This window comes from Alcaligenes aquatilis (genome assembly GCF_003076515.1).
Classification (GTDB): domain Bacteria; phylum Pseudomonadota; class Gammaproteobacteria; order Burkholderiales; family Burkholderiaceae_B; genus Alcaligenes; species Alcaligenes aquatilis.
Window position 1 is genome coordinate 187,568 of record NZ_CP022390.1, and the last position, 23,835, is coordinate 211,402.

The window sequence follows — 23,835 nt, forward strand, 5'->3', positions numbered from 1 at the left end:
GCACCCTAGCGTTCCCATCCCAGGTGGTTATGTAGCCACGCATCGTAAGCATCCATGTCTACCCAGCCTACTTGATTGTCACCGCGCAGGCGCCAGTCATTAAAGCGTGTGATCAGGTTTTCCAGGGTGTTGCGCACCTGTCGGCCCAAGGCAGGGTGCGAGTCCTGATACAGCAGATCCTGACCCTGGCCGTGGTAGTCAACGCGGCGTACTCCCTGTGTGCTCAGACGCAGTCCGGGTGTACGCATGTCCTGCAAGATGGGATGCCTGATCTGCAGATCGGTTTGAGGCAGTTCGGCCAGCGTCAAGCCGGCGGCGGTGGCTTGCCAGTGCATCCAGGCCAGGGCCACTTTGTCCAGGTCGCTGATGCTGTTGTCATCGGGCAGTACACCACCACCTATCTGGCTATGAGCGCCGATAAAAGGCATTTCCACTGTGTTCATGGCCTGGGCCAAGCCGCTTAAGGGAAAGAGCACGCGGTGTTCGTGCATTGCTACGGCGTGGGCCACCCAATTCCAGGCTTGCGAGACGCCCAATCGGTATTGAGAGTTGCTCCAGCCGCCCAGCCCAAATTGCGCCACCGTATCGAAAAGCCCTAGAAAGCGGGGGGTGATGCAGGCCCGGATGGCCCCACGCTGCGGATCATTCAGCACAAACCAGCCTTGTTGGGTGTAGTCCATAATGCGATTGGAAAAGTCCCTGGCCAGCGCTGCTCCCCGTGAAAAACCCAGCAAGTCCACCGGTACGGCGCGGGCTGCGGGCCCCTGCTCCTGCATGCGGTTCAGAAAGCGGTTCCATTGCGCCTCCAGAATGCGACCTGCTCGCCACGCCGTCAGCGCATCCAGATCCGTGCTCACAGGATTGCCGGGACCCTCGCTGTAATGCACCGCCCCATCCTGATACAACTGCGACAGTTTCCAGACATTGCTGTTGGTGATGGGGGCTTGCCGTGTGCCATCAAACGCGAACAGCAGCAGGCCGGTGGGATCAATATGGCGCAAGGGCTGTTGCTGGGCATAGCCCACTGCCTGGGTGTGCGGCCACGGGCCCAACGGGTCCGCTTCCAGATAGTGACCGCGATCGGGGAGATAGGTACGCAGCAGATTGTCGTGCCAGCCGGTAGCGGACTCTGCATACTGCCCCGGCAGGCGTAAGTTGAATTCCAGCGTTTCGAGTAAAGGCTCGGCCTTTCCCAACGGGTTCAGATCTGTGGCCCAGATTGGCCGGGCTTGGTGATCGCTAATCAGTCGGACGGCGCCCATCAAATCACTATGCAGGTAGTACAACTGCCCTTGCCCATCTGGTTGATAAACAATCATCCCTACGGGCGTCAGCCCTGCATACAGATAGCGCCGGGAAATGAGCTGGCCGGGCGCAGCGGCTAAATCCAGTTCAGCCATTAATTGCTGGCCGTGAAAGAAGAAAGCGCGCTCTTGATTGCCTTGCTTGCGCCAGATGCGCTGGCCAAAGGCATCGTGCCGGTACTCGACCAGGGTGGAGTTGGCCGTGTACACGCGCCGTAAGCGACGGTTGGGGCCGTAGTCCAGATTCAAGGCTCCGACGGCTTTCGCCGTGCCGGTGGAGGAACGCTGAATGGAAGCGGCTGGCTTCGGGTAGCGCGCAGCAAGTGCGCCGCTGTTGCTCCAGGCCAGCCATTGTTCTGATTCTGTCTTGCCTTGACGCAAGGCAATCATCCGGTTCTGGGCGTCGTAGTGCAAAAACCAATGGCGTATTTGCTGTAGCAGCGGGTAGTCGTGGCGGTCCTCCAGTACATTTCCTTGTGCATCCAGGCGGCGGGTTTGTGTCCAGACAGGTTTGCCATCCGGCTGCAAAAGCATTGCATCCACAGCTTGACCAGTGCTGTTCGCATGGCTGATCAGTTGTAGGCCATTGCCCCAGGCATAGCCCACCTCTTGTGCGTGGATGACAGTCTGGATTTGCCCGGTTTGCTGGATCCATTCCAGAGACTGTAGACGTCCATGAGCATCCCAGCGGTAGCGTAGTTGTCCGCCTTCCGGCAGTGAGTGCAGCGTCAGCCTACGCTGCTCGTCATACTCAAAGCGATCGGTCCAGTTTTGCCCAGGGCTATGGCTACGCTCCAGGCGACGTTCTTGTAATAAACCCGATCGTAACTTCAGCCATTGTGTTTCCGTGGGGTGACGAATGCGTAGCGCGCCAGGCCCCAACCAGTCCAGTTCACTGCGTTCAACTTCATGGCCTTGTTGGTGTTCAAGACGGCTCAAGCGCCCCTGCTGATCGTAGTGAATCTGAAGCGAGCCTTCTTCTGCGTAGTCAATGCGCGTCAGCTTGCCATCCGGGCTCCAGTAGCGGGCTTCGCTTCCATGCTGGCTGGACGCCCACCGTTGCAAGCGCCCTTTTTCATCAAGCCCTAGGCTTAGCGACCCCCAGCCACCCTGCTTTTGCTCCAGCCGTGACACCGTTCCATTTGTACGGCGCTGCGCTGTCCACGGCCCAGCCTGCAACCAGCGTCCTTGCGGATCGTACTGCCATCGCGTGCTATAGGCCGGGCAGTCCTCGCACAAGCGGCTTTCCAGTTTTTGTAGCCGCTGCTGGCCTTGATAGTCGTGGTAATGGAAGCGATGTCGTTCTGTGCCGATGGACCATTCACTCAGGCTCGGCCCATAGTGTGCCGTCCAGTCCTGATTGAAGGCATGAGAGATCAGACGGCTGACTCGGCCTTGGGTGTCGTATTCCCATTGCTGTACTGACTGGGCAGCTTGTCCAGGCGCTTGCAGGCTGCTGCCGCCTAAACGATTCGACCAAGGCGCGGGGGCTGGATGGTAGAGGCGCTGCATGCCATCGGGGCGGCTGACGCCGGCCAGCCAGACTTGTTGGTCGTGCTGTTCCAGAAGCAGGCGAAACGGCCCGGCTGGGGTTTTAATATTGATGGCTGTGGCTGTGGCTGTGGCTGTGGCTGTGGCTGTCGGCGTGGTTGTGACGATCGCCATCGCCACTGTCGCAGTTGCTGCCGTTTCCGCTGCTCTTACCGCCGTTGTGACATTGGCTAGGGGTCTGGTTTTGGTGTGGGATTGAGCTTGTCTTGGAGTCTGAACCGGAGCTTGGTTTTGCCCTTGCCCCTGTGGCGACGCCTGCTCCTGCACTTGGCTTTGCCATTCAAACACCAGCGTTTGGCCCAAATGATTACGCACAGTCTTAACCGCATACGCCTGCGGATGCGTGCCGGGAAAGCGTTCTATATCCAGCCACTGCTGTGTCGAAACACGCACATGGATTAGCCAGCCCTGCTCGTCAAACCTCAGAATCAACCCATTCGGGCCTTGCCAGAACCAGCCCTTACTTTGCACGTGTGCCGGTGGGTACAAGCGAGTCTGTCGTCCATCTGGCATGAACAGGGCATGTCCTTGCTGCCGCAATTGCAGGTCGTAATTCAAGGCCCAACCTGTGTGTCCCAGCGTCGGCGTAGGATTGCGCCCCCACCCATTCCAGTGACGCTGCAATTGCAGCAAAGGCCAGGCTTGGCTTAGCGGTAAGTCGGTATCGCTTTGGTATTTCTGCCCGCTCAGCAAGTCCACTGGATTGAGCAAACCCATATCGGCTGCGGGTTCGCCCTGTTCCCCCAAGGTGGCTGCTGGCGCGCAGCGGGTGGATGACGGGGGCAAGGGACATTCAAGCGAGCTTTGTGACCAGGCCAGGGATGGGCAGGTGATCAAGAGCAAGATTAGCCAAGACAGGAATGCGGCAGGCATGAAGGACTCTCCAAGACGGGGAAAATCCTGCTATCTTGCAGGGGTGTGTATCCTGAAAGTCGAATCGGAAACACAAAGATCCATAAGGAGAAACCGTATGCTAGTCGTCTTTAAAAGCAAAGCCGCCGCCGATGTGCTGATGTTCTCCGAACATGCCATGCCTATTCTCCGGGCCGCAGGGCGCTCCTACCCCGATGGTTTGCCCGAGCGTGGTGTGTTCACGGCAGAGCAATTGTCCGAAGCCATTGGCAATATTGAACGAGCGATTGGGCAAGACCGGGAAAACAAGCATTCGCCCCACGAGGACGAAGACGAGGAAAAGGAGCACCCGATGTCCCAGGTCGTCAGCTTCAGCCAACGCGCCTATCCTTTGCTGGATATGTTGCGCCAGGCAAATAACACCGGCGTGCCGGTCATGTGGGAACCGGCAGATAGTTCCTGGTAGTCCCTGGAATGTCGGCCTGCCGACAATTTGGTAGGCCTTCTTTGCTTAAGCTCCAGAGTTGATCTATTTTTTTTCGGAGATCGTCTATGAGCGCTATGGTGCTTGTGATCTTTAGTCCTCGCCAGCACATAGAGCTGGTCACTCCTATACAAACCATTGATCCGGAAAGCGGCAAGCAATCGCGCGACTGGTTCGATCGCACCTGGCAAGAGCTGGGCTGTGAACCCCTGCGAGCCAGCGGCAAAGTCCTGTTGTTGGACAAAATCATGGGCGTGGCTGATGCCATGGGTTATACGATGCTGTCGCAGGACGATGAACGCGCCCAGGAATTTGCACGCCATTGCTTGCAAGCGGTGGGTTCCATGCAGGTCACCGTGGATTTGCCGGGTTTGGCGGTCACGTACTGATCAGGCCAAGGCAATGGAAAACCGGCTCTGTAGGGCCGGTTTTTTTATGTTTTTTTGAATGTTTTTGGGCTTGTAAGGCGGTTGGTTTGCAGTTGATGCTGCCGTCACAGCTACAGCTACAGCTACAGCTACAGCTACAGCTACAGCTACAGCTACAGCTACAGCCATAGCCACCGTCACCGTCACCGTTATTGCCGCTGCCAGCGCCACTACACGGGGCAGGTATACCTTAATCATTTGAACGGCTGTCGGCCTAGCCTTGTTCCTGCCTGAGCTCCAGTTACACAATGCATAGGCTCAGTCCCCAAGGGCTTATTACAATCCAGCAGATTCAGACTTGGTCTTAGCCGGCATAGTCAGCAACCCTGTCACCCGAAGCAATATGGATCTCAAAACGCTAGAAAAACACCTTGATGCCTCGCCGCTGCTGCAAGCGCATAAACAGTATTTCCTGGATTTGGTGCAGCCAGCGGTGGCTATCCATTTGGGCAAGGACAAGGGCCAGCCCTTGCAAAGTCGTTTTGGTGGTCAACCTATGGTGCCTCCCGGTTTTACCTGGCCCGAGCATCCTGACGGCCATTATCTGTTTGTTGGCCAGATCAACTTCGCGGAATTGCCCAAGGGGCCGGATCGCCCGGCTGATTTGCCCAGCAGCGGCCTGCTGTCACTGTTCTACGGTTTCGATGAAGACGATGCCATTTTCTGGCGTGATGAGGACTATCTCAAGGCTTACTACTGGCCAGACACCAGCGGTTTTCAGGAGATCCAGGCGCCCCACTGTTGGAGTACCCGTAGCTGGGCGCTGCAGTTTGAAAACTGCATCGACATTCCGCGTCATGAAGAACTGCGTCAGGATTGGCCAGTGCCTTTCGAGGAACTCTACGACTGGTTCGATAAGCTGGAAGAAAACGGTGATTTGCCTGGCGACTATCTGTTGGGCCGTCCTTCCTGGGACAGCCTGGCTTATGACCCTACGCCCAATCAGGTGGAGCATCCAAGTCAATCGCGCTGGTGCTCTTTGCTGACCGTACAGTCGCACGAAAAACTGCATTGGTGCTGGCAGGATGGTGCACGCCTCATGGCTTTTATCGAGGACGATAAATTACGGGCCAAAGACTTCAGCCGTTTGCAGGTTGACTGCGGTTAAAGGCAATCAAGCTATTGAGGGCATGGCTGGTTGCGTTGACGCGGAATAACAAAGGCTGAAGATATTTCCCCTATGCTCTGTTGCCAAGCCAAGCCAAGCCAAGCCAAGCCAAGCCAAGCCAAGCCAAGCCAAGCCAAGCCAAGCCAAGCCAAGCCAAGCCAAGCCAAGCCAAGGTGGATGTTTGCGCCATTGTTGATGCGGGTTGCATTTCGTTGCTGGGTTTGCCGCGTGTTGAGATGAGCAGTCATGCTGCGCCCACGAAAAACCCGCCTTGTGGGCGGGTTGCAGGCAGAGCGACGATAAGTCGGGCTGCAAAAGCGGGTCAGGCGCGGCCGGGATGGGCCGGGCGGGCGCTGGAGTGGGATCACCACCCCAGTCACGACATAAAGATCGTTAGGCGGTGGTCGCTTCAGCTTCTTGCTGGGCGATGGTGTGGCGGTTAACCGCGCTCAAGATCGCCAGGAAGGAGGATGTCACGATGTCGGCGTGAACGCCCACACCAAAGCCCGATGGACTGTCACCGATACGCATTTCCACGTAAGCGGCAGCGCGGGTTTCCGCACCGGAACCAATGGCGTGTTCGTTGTAGTCCATGATCTTGATGGACATATCCAAAGCATTCACAAAGGCAGAGATCGCGCCTTCGCCCGACCCCTTCAAGGTGCGAACCTGACCGTCGTGTTCCACATCCACTTCAATCGTGAATTGCTGGCCGCTGTCGGCGTGCGGCTGGCTGATGATGTTGTGCTTGAGCAGCTTGTAGTGCTTTTTGCAGTTCAGGTATTCGGACTCGAAAATGCCGTACACGTCCGCAGGTGTGACTTCCTTGCCGGAAGAATCGGTCACGCGCTGAATGGCACGGCTGAATTCGATTTGCATGCGGCGTGGCAAGACCAGACCGTGCTCTTGTTCCAGCAGGTAGGACACACCGCCCTTGCCTGACTGGCTGTTGACGCGAATAACCGCATCGTAGCTGCGGCCCAGGTCGGCCGGGTCGATTGGCAAGTAAGGCACTTCCCACAGTTCGTCGGATTTTTGCTGTGCCAAGCCTTTCTTGATGGCGTCCTGGTGGGAGCCGGAGAAGGCGGTAAACACCAGGTCGCCCGCGTAAGGATGGCGTGGGTGCACGGGCAACTGGTTGCAGTACTCGGCGGTGCGGCGCACTTCGTCGATGTCCGAGAAGTCCAGCTCAGGGTTCACACCCTGGGTGTACAGGTTCAGGGCCAAGGTCACCAGGCAGACGTTGCCGGTGCGCTCGCCGCTACCGAACAAGCAACCTTCGATACGGTCTGCGCCCGCCATCACGGCCAGTTCAGCAGCAGCCACCGCCGTACCACGGTCGTTGTGCGGGTGTACGCTCAGGGTCACGTTGCTGCGTTGCTCCAGATTGTTGTGCATCCACTCGATCTGGTCGGCGTACATATTGGGCGTGGTGGCCTCAATGGTGGCGGGCAAGTTCAAAATGACGCGCTCGTCGGTGGCTGGGTCCCAGGCTTTCACCACCGCATTACACACGTCCAGAGCGAATTCAGGCTCGGTGGTGCTGAACACTTCGGGCGAGTACTCGTAGCCCCATTGGGTTTGCGGGTACTTGGCCACTTCGCTTTTGACCAGACGTGTACCGGTCAAGGCAATTTCCTTGATCTCGTCCTTGCTCAAGTTAAAGACGACCTTGCGAAAGGCCGGCGCACATGCGTTGTACAAGTGAATGATGGCGCGTTTGGCGCCCGCAGCGGCTTCGACTGTGCGCTTGATCAGGTCTTCACGCGATTGCGTCAAGACGATGATGGTGACGTCTTCAGGAATACGGTTTTCGTCGATCAGCTTGCGAACGAAATCGAAGTCGGTCTGCGATGCGGAAGGGAAACCGACCTCGATTTCCTTGAAACCGATTTTGACGAGTTGCTCGAAAAAGCGCAGTTTGCGAGCCACGTTCATGGGCTCGATCAGGGACTGATTGCCGTCACGCAAGTCAGTGCTCATCCAGATGGGCGCTTTGGTAATGCGCTTGGACGGCCAGGTGCGCTCAGCGAAGTCGCGATCAAAGGCGACAAAAGGACGATACTTTTGAGAGGGGTTTTTCAGCATTGCCATGGGGATACCTGTCGGACAAAAAGTGTTGATTACTTCTTGCCGTCACCAGCGATTGCAGCATTTACGTAGGCCGGTGGCGGCACAAATGACGTAGATGTGGCTGAGTATTGGCTGCCGAACTGCCACAGGACACTAGGCCCGGCAACCGGACGCTAGTAGTAGCAGCTGGGATAGGATGGAGGCAGGGGCCGAGGAACGGCCTTCACGCACGGAACGCGACAAGGTTGCTTCAGCGGCGGGGCTGAAACCTTGGCAAGCGTAGGAGAGTTGGCGTGCGTGAGTCATGACCATTAGTCAAACACAAAAGAAACAGGAAGGCAAGTGTCAGGTTTGTGGTTCTTGGCGCTCATAGTCGGCCTGTAACAGGCGGCTTTGTTGCTCGGCCAGTTCGATCTTGCCAAAGCGGCCAGCGCGCAACTCGCTATAGGCGCGTTGTAAATCACCCACAGTCAAAGGGCTGCGCTGATCGGGCCAGCACCACAAAATGACTTCACGGGCCGGACGGCTGAGCGATCGGGCCAACTGAGCCACGGTGGACTCGTCGATAATGCGTTGCTGGTTGCGTTGCATGACCCTTTGTATAAAGCCATACAAAAGATAGGCAATAATGAGCGTTATGACGCCCACTACCGTCCACCAGAAAAACGGGTTGTATTGTTTGATCAGCGCCAGGTTTTGAATGCTCAAGGCCTGCAGGCCAGAGTAATCCAGGCCACGCCCGAAGCTGATAAGACGGTTGAGAAGGTCCCACCAGATAATGGCTACTACGACAGTGATGACGGTGCAGATAATAGTGGCTGTGGCGCACAGCTTGAACAGAGTGCTACGCAGAGCCTGACTATCGTTGGCGGTGGGTGTCTGGGCGTTGTCAGTTTTCATGGAAACGATTGTACCTATGCTTACGCGTCAGTCACTAGATTTACGCCAGCAGCAAACGCTGGTTTTGACGCCGCAATTGCAACAGTCTATTAAAGTGTTGCAGCTATCGGGGGCCGAGCTGGAGCAGGAGTTGGCTCAAGCTTTGCTGGACAACCCTTTGCTGGAACGTTTGGACGTGCAGATGGATGTCGCCGCCGAGCCATTGCCCGAAGCCGCTTCGGGCGAGGCGGAATCCTCGTGGGCGAGTCTGGAGTTTCCCAAGCACCAAGGGGATTCGCATGACCCTGATTGGTCCCCCGAATCGGCCATTGACCAGGACCTGGCTGCTTATCTAAGCGAGCAGTTGGGATTGTTGCGTTTGAGCGACCGTGACCGGGTCCTGGCACAGTTGTTAATCGACGAGCTGGACGATAACGGCTACCTGCCCGTCTCTTTGGACGAGGTGCTGGCCTGCCTGCCCGCTGAGCTGGATATTGATGAAAGTGATTTGCGCTGCGCGCTGGCACAGGTGCAGTCTTTGGACCCGGCCGGTGTCGGTGCGCGGGATCTGGCCGAGTGCCTGAGCTTGCAACTGATGCAACAGGCCCAGCAACTGGAGCCCGCCTTGTTTGATTGCGCCCGCTATCTGGTGCGTGAGCATGTCGGCGTTCTGGCCTCGCCCAGTCAACTGCGTCAGCGCTGTGCAGGCCTCTATCCGGCCGAGCTGGTGGAGCGGGCCCATCATTTGATCCTGAAACTGGACCCCAAGCCGGGGCGTGCCTGGACGCAGAACGTCTCGGCGTATGTCGTGCCGGACGTCTTGCTGATTCGTGGCAAGGATAGCTGGCAGGCGGCCTTGAATCCCCTGGCTGTACCGCGCCTGCAACTGGTGAACCTGCACGATTATGAAATTGAAGCGCACCCAGCCTTATTGGCAGAGCGCCAAAAAGCGACTGGCTTGCTGCGCAGCGTCAACAGTCGCTTTGTGACGATTTTGCGCGTAGCACAAGCGATCGTGCAGATGCAGCAGGATTTCTTCACGCAGGGTGTGTCGGCCTTGAAACCCATGCAGTTGGCCGATCTGGCGGCTGAACTGGATTTGCATGAGTCGACGATTTCGCGTGCAACGCGGCAAAAGTACATGCAAACACCGCATGGGGTGATGGAGCTTAAACAGTTCTTTACCGTGGCCTTGGCCAGTGTGGATGGCAAGGCCGATATGTCCGCTGCTTCGGTGCGGGCGCAGATTGTACAGATGATTCGTGACGAGCCACCGGCCAAGCCTTTGTCGGACCAGCAGATTACCGATCTCTTGCAGGCTCAGGGCCTGACGTTGGCGCGCCGTACAGTGGCCAAATACCGGGAGGCGGAAGGTTTGGCACCGGCTTCACAGCGCAAGATGCGGGCAGCGGCGGGAGTCTAGGGCGACAGCCACAGCAGGCCCAAGATACTTGGCAAGACGCTTTGAAACAATAAAAAAAACAGGGCCTGCATACACGCATGAACAGGCCCTGCAAAAGCAAAGTTAGCGCCTGCCATCCAGACGGAGTCACTGGATCGCAGGGTTATTGTTGGTCTATTTAGAATTTCATGGTGGCCGAAGCCAGGAAGGTACGTGGTGAGCCTTGGCCATTGCTTAAAGGCACGACCCAGTAGGCTTTATTGCCTACGTTTTCCAGGCTGGCGCGCAAGGTCACTTCCTTGCCGGCAAAACGTGTTTTGTAGCGCATGCCCAGGTCATAAGTGGTCACGCCCGGCATGTAGTAACTGTTGCTGGCGTTGGCATATTGCTTGGACTGGGTGTGCAGATTGGCATTTAAGGTCAGGCCTTGAACAAAGGGGGTGTCCCATTCAATCCCGGCCTTGGCAACCCAGCGGGACAGGCCAACGGCGCTACGCCCTTCGGTATCCGGGTTGCTGGCCTTGCGGATTTTAGGATCCAGGTAGGCGATACCGCCAGTCAGACGCCAGTTCTTGGCAATCTGGCCAAACACCTGTACTTCCACGCCTCGGTTGCGCTGACGACCGTCGTAGCTCAAGTTGGGCTTGCCATTGAAGCGCTCATTGCTCTCGTAGCTATTGGGCTGGGTAATGTCGAACAGGGCGGCGGTCAGTGCGTAGTCGCCACTGTCGTACTTCATCCCGATCTCGTATTGGCGTGTTTTCTGGGGGGCGAAGACTTGACCTTCGTTGGCGTAGTCGTCGCCCACAATCATGCCCTGGGTTAGACCTTCGGCATAGTTGGCGTACAGCATCCAGTCGTCCTGCAGTTGCCAGACACCGGCAATAGTGGGTGTCAGGGCGTTCTTGCGGTAATTATCGCTCTTGCCGCTTTTATCCTTGGTGCTGACCCATTGCTGGCGAAGACCCAGGGTCAACTGATATTTGCCGTCTGCAAAAGACAGGGTATCGGCCAGCGCCGTACTGTAAAGATAGCTGACGTTAGGCGCACTTAGCCCATTCATGGGGACATAAGGGCGTGCCGGGTAGTCCGGATCATAGATATTGATGGTCTCAGACCAGCCCTTGATGGAGGTGTTGTCGCTGCGCGAGCTTTTACGATTCCAGTCCAGCCCGGCGCTGATGGTGTGCTGCACCGAGCCGGTGTCAAAGCTGTAGAACAGGCCGGTATTGGCAGCCAGGTTGTAGCCAGTATTGTTGCGCCGAGTCGCGGCCAGCTTCAGGTCCCCTTGCTCGTTCAGCAAGGTGCTGCCCTTGGTGTTGTAGTTGTTCATCTCGGACTTGCTGTAACCCGCCGAACCGTACAGGGCCAGCTTGTCGCTGGCAGCCCAGTCTGCACGGATCAGCGCCGTGGTTTCACGCGTCAGGCCGGCAGCCCAAGGGACACCCAACAAGACATCGCCTTTGGGAGGCGTAGGCAGTGGGTTCTTGTCCAGACCCTTGGCCAGACGCACACCCCGATTCAGGCCGGAAATGTACTCTTCCAGGTGATACAGGTCGGCGGACAACTTGAGCGATCCCAGACGGTAGTCCGCTCCCAGCGAGATCAGTTTGTCGCGATTGGTACGGTGATCCACCACGCCCTCGCCGTCCTTGAACACGCCGTTCAAGCGCAGGCCCAGCTCATTGGATTGACCGAAACGGCGGCCCAGATCCAGATGCGTCCCGAATTGGGAGGGCTGGATGTAGGACAGGGTAATGTTGCTAATGGGATCGTCCGTGGCGCGCTTGGTCACCAGATTGATCGAGCCACCCACATCATTGCTGGCATTCATGCCGTTCAGAACGGCAGAGGGGCCTTTGAGAATTTCTAAACGCTCTGCGATGGCCATCACGCGGCGGCCACTGGTCAAGCCTTGCAAACCATTTAGAGACACGTCACCGGCACGGAAACCCCGTATATACAAAGTGTCTTTCCCACCTGTTCCACCTGCACCGGGTGTCTGCACGGAAGGGTCGTTCTTGCTGATCAGAATGCGCAGTTCCTGGCCTTGCAGGTCCTCGATGTAGTCGCTGGTGTAGTTGATGGTGCTAAAGGGGGTGTTCATGACATCCCGGTTGCCCAGCAAACCCAGATTGCCGCCGGTAGCGACATGATTGCCTTCGTACGCAGGCGGCAAATCAATGTATTCGCTGGCTTTGACTTCAATAGTGGACAAAGACGTAACCGGGGGAGCATCGGAGGATTGTGCCCAACTGCTGCCCGCACTGAGCAGGCTCAGGCCAACAAAATAAGAAATACGCATGGATTTGTAATCTAAATATAAATGATTATCATTAATGTTTCATTTGTAGCATCTGCTTGTAGGGGGTTCAAGCAGTTAGGTGGCTTTGTGATATAAAAACGACCCTAAGAAACTTAGGGGTATAAGGAGACGATGCAGTCGATTTCGCTCCGAAATCGCGCCGGAATTAGGGTTTCAGGGGGATTTTTGAGCAAAATCGTGGCATGTCTGGCTCGACGGTGGGAATGCGTCCCATGGAGCAGTTTTGGCAAAACAGGCGATGTTTGCTTGGCAAGGGGAAGGCAAAGGAGCTGTGATGACTCCCGGCTATAAGGGAGCGGCTCAAGAAATTGTTTTATTTTTGGCCTGAACTGGCTTGAGCTGTGTTTCGATACTTGTCGACTGCGACTGCGACTGCGACTGCGACTGCGACTGCGACTGCGACTGCGACTGCGACTGCGACTGCGACTGCGACTGCGACTGCGACTGCGACTGCGACTGCGACTGCGACTGCGACTGCGACTGCCAGGGCGGGAGGCAGGTAGGCAGCGGTGGAAGTCCCCTTCCGCGACTGCCCCCTTTATCTATCGTCCTTAGCTAAATAACCAGGGTTCCTGTTCCCGGCGTTTCTGTTCGTAAGCCTGGATCTGATCCATTTTCTGTTCCGTCACGCTAATGTCGTCCAGCGCCAGCAGCAGGCGGTGGCGACGTTCTGGTTCCACCTGAAAACGGATGTGCTGGTCGGGACCGATCACCATGCAGGCTTGCAGATCCACCGTCCATTCATCCCACGGATTGTGCGTGACAGCAGTGAATAAGGCATCAATCTGCTCCGCAGCCAGTTGTATGGGCAACATGCCGTTTTTAAAGCAGTTATTGCGGAAGATGTCGGCAAATGAAGGGGCGATCAGCATCGCAATGCCCAAATCCTTCAGTGCCCAGACCGCGTGTTCACGGCTGGACCCGCAGCCAAAATTCTCGCGTCCCAGCAGAATGCGTGCCCCTTGTGCGCTGGGCTGATGCAGACAAAAACTGTTGATCGGCTCACGCTCGGCCAGCGGTTTGCCAGGGTAGCCAATATCGGCGTAACGCCAGTTGTCGAAGGCATATTGCCCAAAGCCGGTACGCGACAAGGAGGTCATGTACTGCTTGGGCAAGATCGCGTCGGTATCCACATTGGCGCGGTCCAGCGCAATCAGGCGCGAGCGCACGGAAGTAAAAACTGTGTTCATACGGCGTCCCAGTGGCGGATATCGACAAGATGGCCTGCAATTGCGGCGGCAGCCGCCATGGCGGGGCTCATCAGGTGTGTGCGTCCCAAGGCGCCCTGCCTGCCCTCGAAGTTACGGTTGGAGGTGGAGGCGCAGCGCTCGCCCGGATTTAGACGGTCTTCGTTCATGCCCAGGCACATGGAGCAGCCCGGCTCGCGCCATTCAAAACCGGCTTGCGTGAATACCTGGTCCAAGCCTTCCTGCTCGGCCTGACGGCGTACCAGTCCCGAGCCGGGGACCACCAAGGCTTGCCGCACCGTGCTGGCTACTCGCTTGCCTTTGACCATGGCCGCAGCGCTACGCAGGTCTTCAATGCGAGCGTTGGTACAGGAGCCAATAAACACCCGATCTACGGCGAGGCCTGCCAGCGGTTGGCCGGCCTGCAAATCCATATAGTTCAAGGCGCGTTGAGCATCAGCCTGTTTACCTGTGGCGGCTGCTAATGGATCAGGCACAAGCTGGTCGATGGCCGCCGCCATATCGGGGGACGTGCCCCAGGTCACGGTGGGGGCGACTTGGGCGGCGTCGATTTGCAGGTGCTGATCGTATTGGCAACCCTCATCGCTGATCAGCGTGCGCCAGTATTGTTCCGCCTTGTCCCATGCCTGTCCTTTCGGTGCCAAGGGACGGCCGCGCACATAGTCCAGGGTCTTGTCGTCCACGGCGACCAAGCCAATACGGGCACCCGCTTCGATCGCCATATTGCACAAGGTCATGCGCCCTTCCATGGACAAGGCCCGGATGGCCGGACCGGTAAATTCAATGGCACAGTCCCGCCCGCCGTCCGTGCCCATGCGGGCAATGATGTGCAGGATCAGATCCTTGGCGGTGCTGGTGGCAGGCAGTTCGCCTTGCACGTCTATTTGCAGGCTGCGCATGCGCTTTGCGGCCAGGCACTGCGTGGCCAGAACATGCTCCACCTCGGAGGTGCCAATGCCAAACGCCAAGGCGGCAAACGCGCCATGTGTGCTGGTGTGGGAATCGCCAGCCACAATGCTGGAACCGGGCAAGGTCATGCCCTGTTCGGGTCCGATCACGTGGATGATGCCTTGGCGCTCGTCATCCAGCCCAAAGTAGCGCAGGCCAAACTCCCGGCTATTGATTTCCATCTGGTCGATCTGCGCTTGGGCCAACGGATCTTCCAGACGCTGATTGCGGCGGCGGGTGGGCACGTTGTGGTCCACCGTCGTCAGCGCGGTGTCGGGGCGACGCACCGAGCGTCCGGCCAAGCGCAAACTCTCGAAGGCTTGCGGACTGGTGACTTCGTACAACAACTGACGGTCTATGTAGATCAGATCATGCTCATTGTCTACCGCCGCAACGCGATGTGTATCCCAGAGCTTTTGAAACAGGGTACGGGCTGTGTTCATGGTTGGCACACTTTCAAGGCATAGGCCGGCCTGGCTTTGTGCAGGCGACTTTGAATAGGCTCTTGCGTCAGAGCCGCGATTTCTTCGGCTAAAGGCTGGAGCGCTTCCAGATTCAAGCCTGTGTCCACGCCGCTGATCTGGAACATATGCGCCAGATCTTCCAGGCTGGCATTGCCGCTGGCACCAGGGGCATAAGGGCAACCGCCCAAACCGGCCAAAGCCGCATCGAAACGACGCCCGCCTTCACGGTACGCCGCCCAGGCATTGGCCAGTGCCAGCCCGCGGGTGTCATGAAAATGGCCGGTGACGCCCTGCTCGCCATACAAACTCAAGGCGGCTTGGGTCAGGCGCTCTACCTCCACAGGTGAACCCATGCCAGTGGTATCGCACAGGCTGATGGAACTGGCTCCCATGCGCTGCACTTGTTGCATCAAGGCAATCACGTGTGCGGGGGCGACGGGGCCGGTAAAGGGGCAGCCAAAAGCGGTGGACAGAGATACGTTGACCGGCGTCTTGCCTGCTGCCTCCAGTACCTGTTCCAACTGGACCAGCGATTGTGTAATGTTCATGCGCAGGTTGGCCTGGTTATGCGCTTCAGAGGCTGAAAACACAAAATTCAGCTCGTTCATACGGGCTGCCAAGGCGCGCTGTGCCCCGCGCAGGTTGGGGACCAGCGCGGTGTAGCAGACCTGAGGGGCGCGTGTAGTCAGGCTGGCCAGCTCATCGGCATCTGCCAGGGATGGAATGGCTTTGGGTGAAGTAAAGGACGTCAACTCGATCTTGCGCACGCCGCATTGAGGCAGCGCTTGTGCGATACGCAGCTTGTCCGGCGTAGGCACCCAGCGTGGCACGATTTGCAGGCCGTCCCGCAAGGTGACGTCGGTGATCAATACGGTACTCATTCCACGATTCCTTGTTCACGCAGGGCTTGGCGGCGCTCCGGGCTGATGCCTAGTTCTTCCAGGATGCTATCGGTGTGTTCGCCCAACTCTGGCCCCAACCATTGGGTGGCACCGGGGCTGCGGCTAAGCTTGGGCACAATGCCGGGGATGGTCAGTTCCTGGCCGTCTTGCAGCGTGTGTGTTTCCAGCATGCCGCGAGCCTGGTAGTGCGGGTCATCCAGAATGTCGGCGGCGGTGTAGATACTGCCGCTGGGAACTTCAGCCTGATCCAGCACGCCCAGTATCTCTTCCAGGCTGCGGCCGCCGGTCCAGTCGCCAATGGTCTGGTCCAGCATGGCGCTGTGTTCCACACGTCCGGCGTTGTCGGACAAGCGCGGATCGTGGGCCAGATCGGGACGGTCCATGGCCTGCATCAAACGGATGAAGATGGCATCGCTGTTGGCGGCAATCACCACCCATTTACCATCGCCGGTGGGGTAGGTGTTGGACGGGGCGATACCGGGCAAGCTGGCTCCAGTGCGTTCGCGTTGATGGCCGTTCAGTTGATAGTCTGGAATCAGGCTTTCCATGATGGCAAAGACGGATTCATACAAGGCCACATCAATCATTTGGCCTTGTCCCCCTTCCTGGCGCAGATGGTGCATGGCCAGCAGCGCGCCTATGGTGCCGTACAGTGAAGCCAGCGTATCGCCCAGGCTGACACCGGCTCGTACGGGGGGGCGATCCGGATAGCCGGTGCCATATCGCAGGCCACCCATACATTCTGCGATGGCTGCAAAGCCAGGGCGGCGGTGATAAGGGCCGTCCTGCCCATAGCCGGAGACGCGCACCATGATCAGGCGCGGGTTCAGTGCATGCAGTGTTTCCCAGCCCAGGCCCCAGTGCTCCAGCACACCAGGGCGGAAATTTTCAATGACAATATCGCTTTGTAAAGCCAGTTCACGGGCAATTTCCTGGCCTTCGGGCTGGCGCAGATCCAGCGCAATGGAACGCTTGTTGCGGCTTTGCACACGCCACCACAGCGAGGTGTCCTTATGCAACTGCCGCCAGCGGCGCAGCGGATCGCCCTTGCCGGGCGGTTCGATCTTGATGACATCGGCCCCGAATTGGGCCAGCAAGCTACCGGCATAAGGGCCGGCAATCAGCGAACCCAGCTCCAGGACTTTGATCCCTTTGAGCGGTGATTCGGTAATGTTTTTCTTATCCATATCTGTTTCCTCCAGTTATTGATTCTGGGATAGAAATGGAAAGTGGAAAAGCAGTTATATATTATGCTGCCATCGTAAAAAACGTGGATGGAAATAAATAAAAACCCGCATGGCGCGGGTTTTTGTTTTTAAAGTGTTCTAGGTAGCCAAAGAATGATTTCTGGAAATATCGTCAAGATGATAATCGCCACAATTTCCAGGGCGACAAAGGGCAGCGCGCCACGTGTAATCTGCTGCAATGAGATCTGCGGAGCAATACCTTTGATGACGTATAAATTCAATCCCACCGGCGGTGTAATGACGGCCATTTCGCAGGCAATAATCATGACGATGCCAAACCACAATGGGTCGTAGCCCAGAGCAATAATAACGGGTAGTACAACGGGGGTGGTAATTAGAATAAGAGAGACAATATCCAGAAACATGCCGATCAAAATAAGAAACAGCAGAATGAATATTAAAATTACCCACGATGGCTGAGACGAGGCGGTAATCAGCGCAACCAGTTTTTGCGGAATCATCAGACGCGTCATGATGTAGCCAAACAGCAGTGCTGCGGCCAGAATCAGCAAAATCATGCCGCTGGTGACGGCTGTGGAGCGCAATATTTGCAGTGCAGTGCGCCAGTTCATCTCGCCATAGGCCATGGCGATCAGAAAGGCTCCCGTTGCGCCGATGCCAGCGGCTTCGGTGGGGGTGGCAATACCCAGATAGATCGTGCCCAGAACCAGCAAAATCAGCAGTGCGGCAGCCCAGATATCTTTCAGGGCACCGAGCTTTTGCGCCCAAGTTACCGTTTCGGCATTGCGAGGGGCAGCTTCGGGGCGGAAGATGGCAATGAACACGACATACATGACCATCATGACAGTTACCATCAGGGCCGGCAGCAAGGCACCAATGAACAACTTGCCGATGGATTGGTCCGCCATTTCGCCATACAGCACAAAGCCGATGCTGGGAGGAATCAGCAAGGCCAGTGCACCGGCGGCAGCAATGGTGCCACCAGACAGGCTAGGTGAGTAGCCACGCTTGAGCATTTCAGGAATGGCAAAGCGGCCAATGGTGGCGGCACCGGCCACACTGACCCCGCTCATGGCACCGAACACAGCCGAGCTGCCTATACTGGCCACTGCCAAACCACCGGGCAAACGGTTCAACCAAAGGTAAAACAACTGATAGAGCTTGCCGCCGATACTGGTTCGCGCAATGACTTCGCCCATCAAGATAAATAGCGGGATGGCGATCAGGGAATAGCTGGCCATGCCACGGTGCAAGGTGGCGGGGATGACGTCCAGACCGGCCAGTCCGGACTTCATTAAAATGCCGGAAATACTGGCAACACCCAGTGCGGCGAAGATGGGGGTGCCGATGACCATCAGGATGGCAAAGCAAGCCATCATCAGGCTGAAGATGAGCATGGAATCCATGTCAGAACTCCTTGATGCTGTCGTTGGATTCCACGCGGTTCGGAATGAACAATTGGCGCAGGGCAGCCAGGCCCAGCAAAGTACCACCCAGCGGAATCATGCCGTACGCCATCCACAGGGGGAAACGCAGCATGGACGATGAGCGGTAGTTGCGGGCAAGGGCCGTTTCCACTACCGAAATACCGGCCCATAGCAGCACCAAGCAGAAAAACAGAATGCACAGTTGCGACACGCAGGAGGCCAGGCGCTGGCCGCGTGGAGAAAACTTCTGATGGAAAGCCTCCACGCTGACGTGGCGGTTTTCCAGATGGACCCAGCCTATGGACAGCCAGGAGCAGATCAGCAGCAAATAGACACATATTTCAGTGATATAGATGCTGGGACTGTTAAAGACATAGCGAGCGATAACGCCGTAGGTGCAGGCAAGCATCAATGCAGCCAGCGCGATTTCGGCTACAAAAATGGCGACTCGGTTGCTGCCATGCGCAAAGGCACCCAGGAAATGAGTAAGTGAATTCATGGTGTCTCCACACGAGGGCTGCACGCCAGCACTTCATACTGGCGTGCATTCACGCGTGATCAGGGCTGGCGGGTTTTCTCGATCAGGTCCAGGTAGGCAGGACCGTTATCAACCTGCTTGCTCCACTCGTCAATAGCGGGACGGGTCAGTTTGCGCATCTCGTCCAGTTGTGCAGGTTCAATGCGGTTGATGGTTACACCGGCTTGTTGGTAGCGCGTCAGAGCCTGGTCTACAAAGGCGTTAACACGTTCAAACTGCTCTTGGTCCCGCTGGTGAGCGGCCTTGCGGATGATCTCTTGCAGATCAGGTGGCAGGGACTCCCACTTTTTACGGTTGATGGTCAGCACGGACACGTCGATACCAAAGTTGGCGATGGAAAGGTACTTGGCGACTTCGTACAGATTGCGGCCAATACCGGTCAGCAATGGGCGTGGGGTCGCGTCGATTACACCGCGGTCAAAGGCCAGGTATAGCTCGGAAGACGGCATGCCGGTAGGCGAGCCGCCCAGCAATTGCAGTGCGCGTGCGTCCATGGAGCTGGTCGAGGCCCAGACTTTACCCTTGGCATCAGCGGCCGAATTGATGGGGGACTTGCGGCTGTAGAACTCGTACGGATCCCAGGGAGCCAGGCCCAGCACAACGGCATCGTGCGTGTCGCGCAGCTCCTGCTCGGCACCTAGCTTGAACAGGCCCTGGTCCAGGGCGCGCTTTAGGTGAGCCGTGCTGTCAAACAGAAATGGCAGGGTGAAAATGTTCAGCGCAGGTATGGTACCGCTGGGGTAGGTGCTGGTCATGTTGATGATGTCCACGTCACCACGCGACAGGGCAGGCAGTTCCTCGTAGCCGTCAAACAACTGGCCGGAATGGAACACATTGATCTTGATGCGGCCCTGGCTTTCTTTTTCTACGTTCTGAACGAAGTTCTCGATGGGTTTCCAGGCGTATTCGTAAGCCGGTGGCAGGTAGGTTGAAAAGGTCAGCTCGACTTCTTGGGCGTGCGCAGGCGAGATGCCCAGCGTCAGGGTGCAGGCGGCCAGAGCCGCTGTCAGGGCTTTTTTCATGAATGTCTCCTGTGGTTTCTTTTTTTGTGTGGCGTTAAAGCGTGTGTAAATGGGCGATCAAGTTGGCCGAGGGCAGTACTTCGGCGTATTTGCTGGCCATATCGACCAGATTGCTGCGGTGTTGGGCTGGTGAGCGGTCAGCTACCGCATCTTCAGCCACGAACGGGGCAAATCCTGATTGCAGGCTGTCTACCACGCTGGCACGCACGCAACCGCTGGTGGTGGCGCCGGTCATAATCAGCATGTCGCAGCCTTGATGGGCCAGCAAGGCGGGCAGTGGCGTGCCATAAAAGGCGGAGGCCTGGGTCTTGTACAGGATGATGTCTTGTGCAGGGTCGTAATCGAGCCGTGGATCCAGCTCACAGGCCGAGGAGCCGCGCAGCAGGCAGCGCAATGACGAAGCCTTGGTCAGCCACAGATTGGCGTCGGCCAGATGAGCTTCGTAGCCAATGATGGTGAAAATAACGCGGCCCTTGCCACGCATGGCGCCGATCAAGGCATTGGTTTGCTCGATCTGGCTGTCGCAGTTTGATGCCAGTGGTGTCAGACCAGGCTCTGTAAAACCGCGTTGAAAGTCGATAACGACCAAAGCTGGCTGTTGCCCCAAGGGCAGGGTGCCGTCAAACCCCCCTTTCAGATTGTCGCTGTCGCGCATTTGTTCTCCCTTTACTATTTTTCCCCGATTTAAATAATCAGGTTCCGTATTATTTGTGTAGTCTGTCATCGCTAATGACGTGAGTACAGCGTCAAAATACGATGGTGCTATCGCAATTTATGATGGTAAGGCGCTTGTCGATTCGCCTCTCCTAGGATGGAATACCGGCTTATGAACATCGATCCCAAATCTTTGCGACTATTTTTGTTGGTGCTGGAACGCGGCACCATCTCGGGGGCGGCCGAGCAGTTTCACATTGCGCCTGCGGCAGTCAGCAAGCGCCTTAGCGATCTGGAGCAGCAATTAGGCGCGGCTTTGATCGAGCGTAGCAATAAAGGTGTGTATCCGACCGCAGCAGGTAAATCGCTGGCCGCCATGGCTCAGCGTTTGCTCGATGATATGGACGCCATGGGGGCCTTGATGCGTGACTTTGCCGGAGGGGCTACCGGCAATGTGCGGATTGCGGCGAACCTGTCCTCCATCACGCAATTTCTGCCGCAGGCCCTAAGCTCTTTTATGGCGCGTCATCCTAAAGTGCGGGTGTCGTTGGAGGAGCGGATCAGTGCCGGAGTCGCGCAGGCGGTGGCTGACAATAATGCGGATCTGGGTGTGTTGATTCGAGGCGTAGGTAGTGCTGAGGTGGAGTACTACGACTACCGTCAGGACCAGTTGGTTTTGCTGGTGTCGGCGAATCATCCATTGGCTGGACGGAACGAGCTGGCCTTTAGTGAAACGCTGGATTTTGACTATGTCGGGATGCATACCGGCAGTCACCCCAATCTTTTGCTGTTACGTGCTGCCAGCGAGCTGGAGCGTACCTGGCGTTGCCGTGTACAGGTAACCAGCTATGATGCCCAATGCCGCATGATTGAGGCCGGTCTTGGCATTGGTGTGCTGCCGCGCTCTGTGGCGCAATCCTATGTGCAAAGCCTGGGCCTGGTGATGTGTGTGATCAAGGAACCTTGGACGGCTCGTCGTGTCGCCTTGTGTGTGCGTAGCCGTTATAGCTTGTCGCCCGCTGCGCGCTTGTTGATGGACCACTTGTTGCAGAATTGATGCGTTTGTCGGTGTTGGGTCAGCCTGCAAAGGCAGGCGGAAAGCGCTTCTTGGATATATGTTGGCGTGATAGCTTTCTTAATGAGAATGACTCTTGATATTTTTATGTTTCTTGATAATAATAGTTCTCATGTTTATCTGCATATGTAACGCGATCACCGAGCGTCAAGTACAAGAAGCTGTACGTGGCGGCGCTTCCAGCCTGGCAGACCTGCAAGGTCAGCTTGGCGTGGCGTCTTGCTGTGGCTGCTGCGCCGAGACGGCTCAGGATTATTTGCCCGGCGGGCGCTATGCCAATCAAACCATGATTGCTAGCCTTGAAACCGCCCGGGTGGATTACGCTGCCAACGACAGCCTGATCCCTGCCCCTGAGTTCGGCCGCCTTGTTTGTCGCGCCTAAGCGCGTGTTTTTGATCAGGATTTCACATTCCCGCTGTTGCTAGTGGGAATGATTGTTATTGTTCCTGCTACTAACCCAAAAGTGCAACGCTTTCTGGGTGCTTCTTTGTTTTTTAAGCCATTGCCCATGCGTGCATGGTAGCCTGTCACATTCACCCCCCACTGTGTTTTTGCCTATATCGCGCTTGTGTGCGATCACTGGCGGCAGTAGCGTTTGTGGGGGCTCGGCGGCTCCTTGGGGGGAGCGCCGTCAGATTTACAGGAGAACAGCATGTTTGGCGATAAAGTGGTAATTCAGCATCTGAACAAGCAGCTAAAGAACGAACTAACAGCAATCAATCAATACTTCTTGCACGCTCGCATGTTGAACCATTGGGGCTTTAACAAGCTGGGCAAACATGAGTATGACGAGTCCATCGGCGAGATGAAGCACGCCGATATGCTGATTGAACGTATCTTCATGTTGGACGGCCTGCCCAACCTGCAGGACATGCACAAGATCATGATCGGTGAGAACGTGCCTGAACTGCTGGGCTGTGACTTGAAGCTGGAACAGGCTGCCCGTCAGACGGTGGTGGAAGCGATTGAGTACTGTGAGTCCACCCGCGATTATGTCTCGCGTGATTTGTTTTTGAAGATTTTGGACGATACCGAAGAACACATCGATTGGCTGGGTACACAGCTGGAGCTAATCGAAAAAGTGGGACTGCAGAACTACCTGCAATCACAGATGGGCGATCACGGCGAGTAAGCTTGCTGGTTGCTCAGACAATAAAAAGCACCCGTTCTCTAACGGGTGCTTTTTTATTTTCCCTGCCATTCGCAGTGCGCGGCCTTGGACGTGAAGTGCTTAAGGGTAAAGGGTGGTAGTGGTCAAAAAAACGCGGCTGTTTCTTTAGAAGGATTTTTTTGGACAGCCAGGAACCTTGCCCCATGCATCGTTTGGACCGCAATATTTATTCCGGGCGTCCCAGGAGCAACTTGGGCGATCAAAAAATCCTTTTTGGCTACAGGCATTTAACTCTTGCTGCAGTTGTGCCTGCCAGGCGCCGCCATTGTTGCTGGCCACTTGAATATCTTGTGGTGGTGGTGGCGGTGGTGTGCCGACATCGACCGGCTGAATGGGCTCGGTGCCACCCAGATTCACGCGGGCAATTCCTTGCAACTCCCGGTTCTGCTCAGCCATGGCGATTTGTATCGCCTGCTCCAGCGAAATGGAGGTTGTGGCCAAAGCAATGGGAGGCTGCTCTTCAGTAAGGGTAGACGTGTCGATTTCCCAAGCAATCGGCGTTGGGGCTTGTGGCACGCCTAAGCGACCGTTGATCAAGGGTTGTGGCGGCTGGGCGGTAAAGGGCTTGCCATCGGCATCGAGCGTAGGCAGATCGGACGGATCAGGCGTACTGACCACCATAGACTTCTCTGGGCCGTGCGCGATGAGCCAGTTCCCCAGTTCCAGGCCGCCCCACACTGAGGCACCTGCGGCCAGCAGCAAGACAGCAATGATAAAACGCCAGGGCATAAGCGATGTCTCGGTTTTGAGTCAGGAGCGATCCGATGGGTCGGATGCGCGTTATTAAAAGAAAAGAGCCGTCATTGTAGCG

At 56.8% G+C, this 23,835-nt stretch carries 22 protein-coding genes; 7 read left to right on the plus strand and 15 right to left on the minus strand.

Annotated features, from left to right (window positions below):
- Positions 1 to 5: 5 nt before the first annotated feature.
- Positions 6 to 3,728, minus strand: coding sequence for a phospholipase effector Tle1 domain-containing protein (locus CA948_RS00815; protein WP_159086092.1), 3,723 nt, complete (start codon positions 3,726 to 3,728; stop codon positions 6 to 8).
- A 97-nt stretch (positions 3,729 to 3,825) separates the two neighbouring features.
- Here CA948_RS00815 and CA948_RS00820 point away from each other — a divergent pair, with 97 nt between their 5' ends.
- The gene (locus CA948_RS00820; protein WP_094195246.1) at positions 3,826 to 4,173 is read left to right on the plus strand and encodes a DUF1840 domain-containing protein; all 348 of its coding nucleotides are present in this window, start codon (positions 3,826 to 3,828) and stop codon (positions 4,171 to 4,173) included.
- 86 nt (positions 4,174 to 4,259) lie between these two features.
- On the plus strand, positions 4,260 to 4,580 hold the full coding sequence (locus CA948_RS00825; protein ID WP_094195247.1) for a hypothetical protein: 321 nt from the start codon (positions 4,260 to 4,262) through the stop codon (positions 4,578 to 4,580).
- On the opposite strand, the gene CA948_RS00830 is transcribed toward CA948_RS00825, so the two are convergent.
- Positions 4,581 to 4,817 (minus strand): hypothetical protein, encoded by a 237-nt coding sequence (locus CA948_RS00830; protein WP_108727072.1) that lies wholly within the window; start codon positions 4,815 to 4,817, stop codon positions 4,581 to 4,583.
- A 145-nt stretch (positions 4,818 to 4,962) separates the two neighbouring features.
- Between CA948_RS00830 and CA948_RS00835 the strand changes: the two genes are divergently transcribed.
- Positions 4,963 to 5,727, plus strand: a complete 765-nt coding sequence (locus CA948_RS00835; RefSeq protein ID WP_108727073.1) for a YwqG family protein — start codon at positions 4,963 to 4,965, stop codon at positions 5,725 to 5,727.
- A gap of 393 nt (positions 5,728 to 6,120) precedes the next feature.
- Here the strand turns inward: CA948_RS00835 and leuA are convergent, their stop codons facing one another.
- The 3 genes from leuA to CA948_RS00845 all read right to left on the minus strand — a co-directional run bounded on the left by leuA (position 6,121) and on the right by CA948_RS00845 (position 8,700).
- Positions 6,121 to 7,815, minus strand: coding sequence for a 2-isopropylmalate synthase (leuA, locus tag CA948_RS00840; protein ID WP_203226763.1), 1,695 nt, complete (start codon positions 7,813 to 7,815; stop codon positions 6,121 to 6,123).
- A 138-nt stretch (positions 7,816 to 7,953) separates the two neighbouring features.
- Entirely contained in the window at positions 7,954 to 8,106 is a 153-nt protein-coding gene (locus CA948_RS17525; RefSeq protein ID WP_159063885.1) for a hypothetical protein, read from the minus strand.
- 39 nt (positions 8,107 to 8,145) lie between these two features.
- A complete protein-coding gene (locus tag CA948_RS00845) occupies positions 8,146 to 8,700 on the minus strand; it encodes a hypothetical protein (RefSeq protein ID WP_094195249.1) in 555 nt (184 codons plus the stop codon).
- A 16-nt stretch (positions 8,701 to 8,716) separates the two neighbouring features.
- Here CA948_RS00845 and rpoN point away from each other — a divergent pair, with 16 nt between their 5' ends.
- Positions 8,717 to 10,102 carry an RNA polymerase factor sigma-54 gene (rpoN, locus tag CA948_RS00850; RefSeq protein WP_094198227.1) on the plus strand — a complete coding sequence of 462 codons (1,386 nt, stop codon included), beginning with the start codon at positions 8,717 to 8,719 and terminating at the stop codon, positions 10,100 to 10,102.
- A gap of 157 nt (positions 10,103 to 10,259) precedes the next feature.
- Here the strand turns inward: rpoN and CA948_RS00855 are convergent, their stop codons facing one another.
- From CA948_RS00855 to CA948_RS00900, 9 genes are all read right to left on the minus strand, one after another.
- Positions 10,260 to 12,386, minus strand: coding sequence for a TonB-dependent receptor (locus CA948_RS00855; protein ID WP_108727075.1), 2,127 nt, complete (start codon positions 12,384 to 12,386; stop codon positions 10,260 to 10,262).
- Positions 12,387 to 12,958: 572 nt separating this feature from the next.
- A complete protein-coding gene (leuD, locus tag CA948_RS00865; RefSeq protein WP_108727076.1) occupies positions 12,959 to 13,597 on the minus strand; it encodes a 3-isopropylmalate dehydratase small subunit in 639 nt (212 codons plus the stop codon).
- Entirely contained in the window at positions 13,594 to 15,006 is a 1,413-nt protein-coding gene (gene leuC, locus CA948_RS00870; RefSeq protein ID WP_108727077.1) for a 3-isopropylmalate dehydratase large subunit, read from the minus strand. The genes leuD and leuC overlap by 4 nt, the downstream gene beginning before the upstream one ends.
- Positions 15,003 to 15,908: a hydroxymethylglutaryl-CoA lyase gene (locus tag CA948_RS00875; RefSeq protein WP_108727078.1), complete on the minus strand. Its 906-nt coding sequence runs from the start codon at positions 15,906 to 15,908 to the stop codon at positions 15,003 to 15,005. Before CA948_RS00875 ends, leuC begins: the two co-directional genes overlap by 4 nt.
- The gene (locus CA948_RS00880; RefSeq protein ID WP_108727079.1) at positions 15,905 to 17,116 is read right to left on the minus strand and encodes a CaiB/BaiF CoA transferase family protein; all 1,212 of its coding nucleotides are present in this window, start codon (positions 17,114 to 17,116) and stop codon (positions 15,905 to 15,907) included. The genes CA948_RS00875 and CA948_RS00880 overlap by 4 nt, the downstream gene beginning before the upstream one ends.
- Before the next feature lie 128 nt (positions 17,117 to 17,244).
- Positions 17,245 to 18,543, minus strand: a complete 1,299-nt coding sequence (locus CA948_RS00885; RefSeq protein ID WP_094195255.1) for a TRAP transporter large permease — start codon at positions 18,541 to 18,543, stop codon at positions 17,245 to 17,247.
- A 1-nt stretch (position 18,544) separates the two neighbouring features.
- Positions 18,545 to 19,063: a TRAP transporter small permease gene (locus tag CA948_RS00890; RefSeq protein ID WP_094195256.1), complete on the minus strand. Its 519-nt coding sequence runs from the start codon at positions 19,061 to 19,063 to the stop codon at positions 18,545 to 18,547.
- A 59-nt stretch (positions 19,064 to 19,122) separates the two neighbouring features.
- Complete coding sequence (locus CA948_RS00895) at positions 19,123 to 20,124, minus strand: TRAP transporter substrate-binding protein (protein ID WP_094195257.1); 1,002 nt, start codon at positions 20,122 to 20,124, stop codon at positions 19,123 to 19,125.
- A gap of 34 nt (positions 20,125 to 20,158) precedes the next feature.
- Positions 20,159 to 20,779, minus strand: a complete 621-nt coding sequence (locus tag CA948_RS00900) for an isochorismatase family protein (protein WP_108727080.1) — start codon at positions 20,777 to 20,779, stop codon at positions 20,159 to 20,161.
- A 171-nt stretch (positions 20,780 to 20,950) separates the two neighbouring features.
- On the opposite strand from CA948_RS00900, the gene CA948_RS00905 reads away from it, so the two are divergent.
- From CA948_RS00905 to bfr, 3 genes are all read left to right on the plus strand, one after another.
- Positions 20,951 to 21,835 (plus strand): LysR family transcriptional regulator, encoded by an 885-nt coding sequence (locus CA948_RS00905; RefSeq protein ID WP_094195259.1) that lies wholly within the window; start codon positions 20,951 to 20,953, stop codon positions 21,833 to 21,835.
- 130 nt (positions 21,836 to 21,965) lie between these two features.
- A complete protein-coding gene (locus CA948_RS00910) occupies positions 21,966 to 22,235 on the plus strand; it encodes a (2Fe-2S)-binding protein (RefSeq protein WP_009460253.1) in 270 nt (89 codons plus the stop codon).
- A gap of 270 nt (positions 22,236 to 22,505) precedes the next feature.
- Positions 22,506 to 22,985 carry a bacterioferritin gene (gene bfr / locus CA948_RS00915; protein ID WP_094195261.1) on the plus strand — a complete coding sequence of 160 codons (480 nt, stop codon included), beginning with the start codon at positions 22,506 to 22,508 and terminating at the stop codon, positions 22,983 to 22,985.
- Between the two features lie 144 nt (positions 22,986 to 23,129).
- On the opposite strand, the gene CA948_RS00920 is transcribed toward bfr, so the two are convergent.
- The gene (locus CA948_RS00920) at positions 23,130 to 23,753 is read right to left on the minus strand and encodes a hypothetical protein (protein ID WP_094195262.1); all 624 of its coding nucleotides are present in this window, start codon (positions 23,751 to 23,753) and stop codon (positions 23,130 to 23,132) included.
- Positions 23,754 to 23,835 lie beyond the last annotated feature (82 nt).

Bases quoted from the DNA above. Each gene is read 5' to 3' on its own strand.
- CA948_RS00815 (WP_159086092.1), bottom strand. From the start codon at position 3,728: ATGCCTGCCGCATTCCTGTCTTGGCTAATCTTGCTCTTGATCACCTGC.
- CA948_RS00820 (WP_094195246.1), top strand. From the start codon at position 3,826: ATGCTAGTCGTCTTTAAAAGCAAAGCCGCCGCCGATGTGCTGATGTTC.
- CA948_RS00825 (WP_094195247.1), top strand. From the start codon at position 4,260: ATGAGCGCTATGGTGCTTGTGATCTTTAGTCCTCGCCAGCACATAGAG.
- CA948_RS00830 (WP_108727072.1), bottom strand. From the start codon at position 4,817: ATGATTAAGGTATACCTGCCCCGTGTAGTGGCGCTGGCAGCGGCAATA.
- CA948_RS00835 (WP_108727073.1), top strand. From the start codon at position 4,963: ATGGATCTCAAAACGCTAGAAAAACACCTTGATGCCTCGCCGCTGCTG.
- leuA (WP_203226763.1), bottom strand. From the start codon at position 7,815: ATGCTGAAAAACCCCTCTCAAAAGTATCGTCCTTTTGTCGCCTTTGAT.
- CA948_RS17525 (WP_159063885.1), bottom strand. From the start codon at position 8,106: ATGACTCACGCACGCCAACTCTCCTACGCTTGCCAAGGTTTCAGCCCC.
- CA948_RS00845 (WP_094195249.1), bottom strand. From the start codon at position 8,700: ATGAAAACTGACAACGCCCAGACACCCACCGCCAACGATAGTCAGGCT.
- rpoN (WP_094198227.1), top strand. From the start codon at position 8,717: ATGCTTACGCGTCAGTCACTAGATTTACGCCAGCAGCAAACGCTGGTT.
- CA948_RS00855 (WP_108727075.1), bottom strand. From the start codon at position 12,386: ATGCGTATTTCTTATTTTGTTGGCCTGAGCCTGCTCAGTGCGGGCAGC.
- leuD (WP_108727076.1), bottom strand. From the start codon at position 13,597: ATGAACACAGTTTTTACTTCCGTGCGCTCGCGCCTGATTGCGCTGGAC.
- leuC (WP_108727077.1), bottom strand. From the start codon at position 15,006: ATGAACACAGCCCGTACCCTGTTTCAAAAGCTCTGGGATACACATCGC.
- CA948_RS00875 (WP_108727078.1), bottom strand. From the start codon at position 15,908: ATGAGTACCGTATTGATCACCGACGTCACCTTGCGGGACGGCCTGCAA.
- CA948_RS00880 (WP_108727079.1), bottom strand. From the start codon at position 17,116: ATGGATAAGAAAAACATTACCGAATCACCGCTCAAAGGGATCAAAGTC.
- CA948_RS00885 (WP_094195255.1), bottom strand. From the start codon at position 18,543: ATGGATTCCATGCTCATCTTCAGCCTGATGATGGCTTGCTTTGCCATC.
- CA948_RS00890 (WP_094195256.1), bottom strand. From the start codon at position 19,063: ATGAATTCACTTACTCATTTCCTGGGTGCCTTTGCGCATGGCAGCAAC.
- CA948_RS00895 (WP_094195257.1), bottom strand. From the start codon at position 20,124: ATGAAAAAAGCCCTGACAGCGGCTCTGGCCGCCTGCACCCTGACGCTG.
- CA948_RS00900 (WP_108727080.1), bottom strand. From the start codon at position 20,779: ATGCGCGACAGCGACAATCTGAAAGGGGGGTTTGACGGCACCCTGCCC.
- CA948_RS00905 (WP_094195259.1), top strand. From the start codon at position 20,951: ATGAACATCGATCCCAAATCTTTGCGACTATTTTTGTTGGTGCTGGAA.
- CA948_RS00910 (WP_009460253.1), top strand. From the start codon at position 21,966: ATGTTTATCTGCATATGTAACGCGATCACCGAGCGTCAAGTACAAGAA.
- bfr (WP_094195261.1), top strand. From the start codon at position 22,506: ATGTTTGGCGATAAAGTGGTAATTCAGCATCTGAACAAGCAGCTAAAG.
- CA948_RS00920 (WP_094195262.1), bottom strand. From the start codon at position 23,753: ATGCCCTGGCGTTTTATCATTGCTGTCTTGCTGCTGGCCGCAGGTGCC.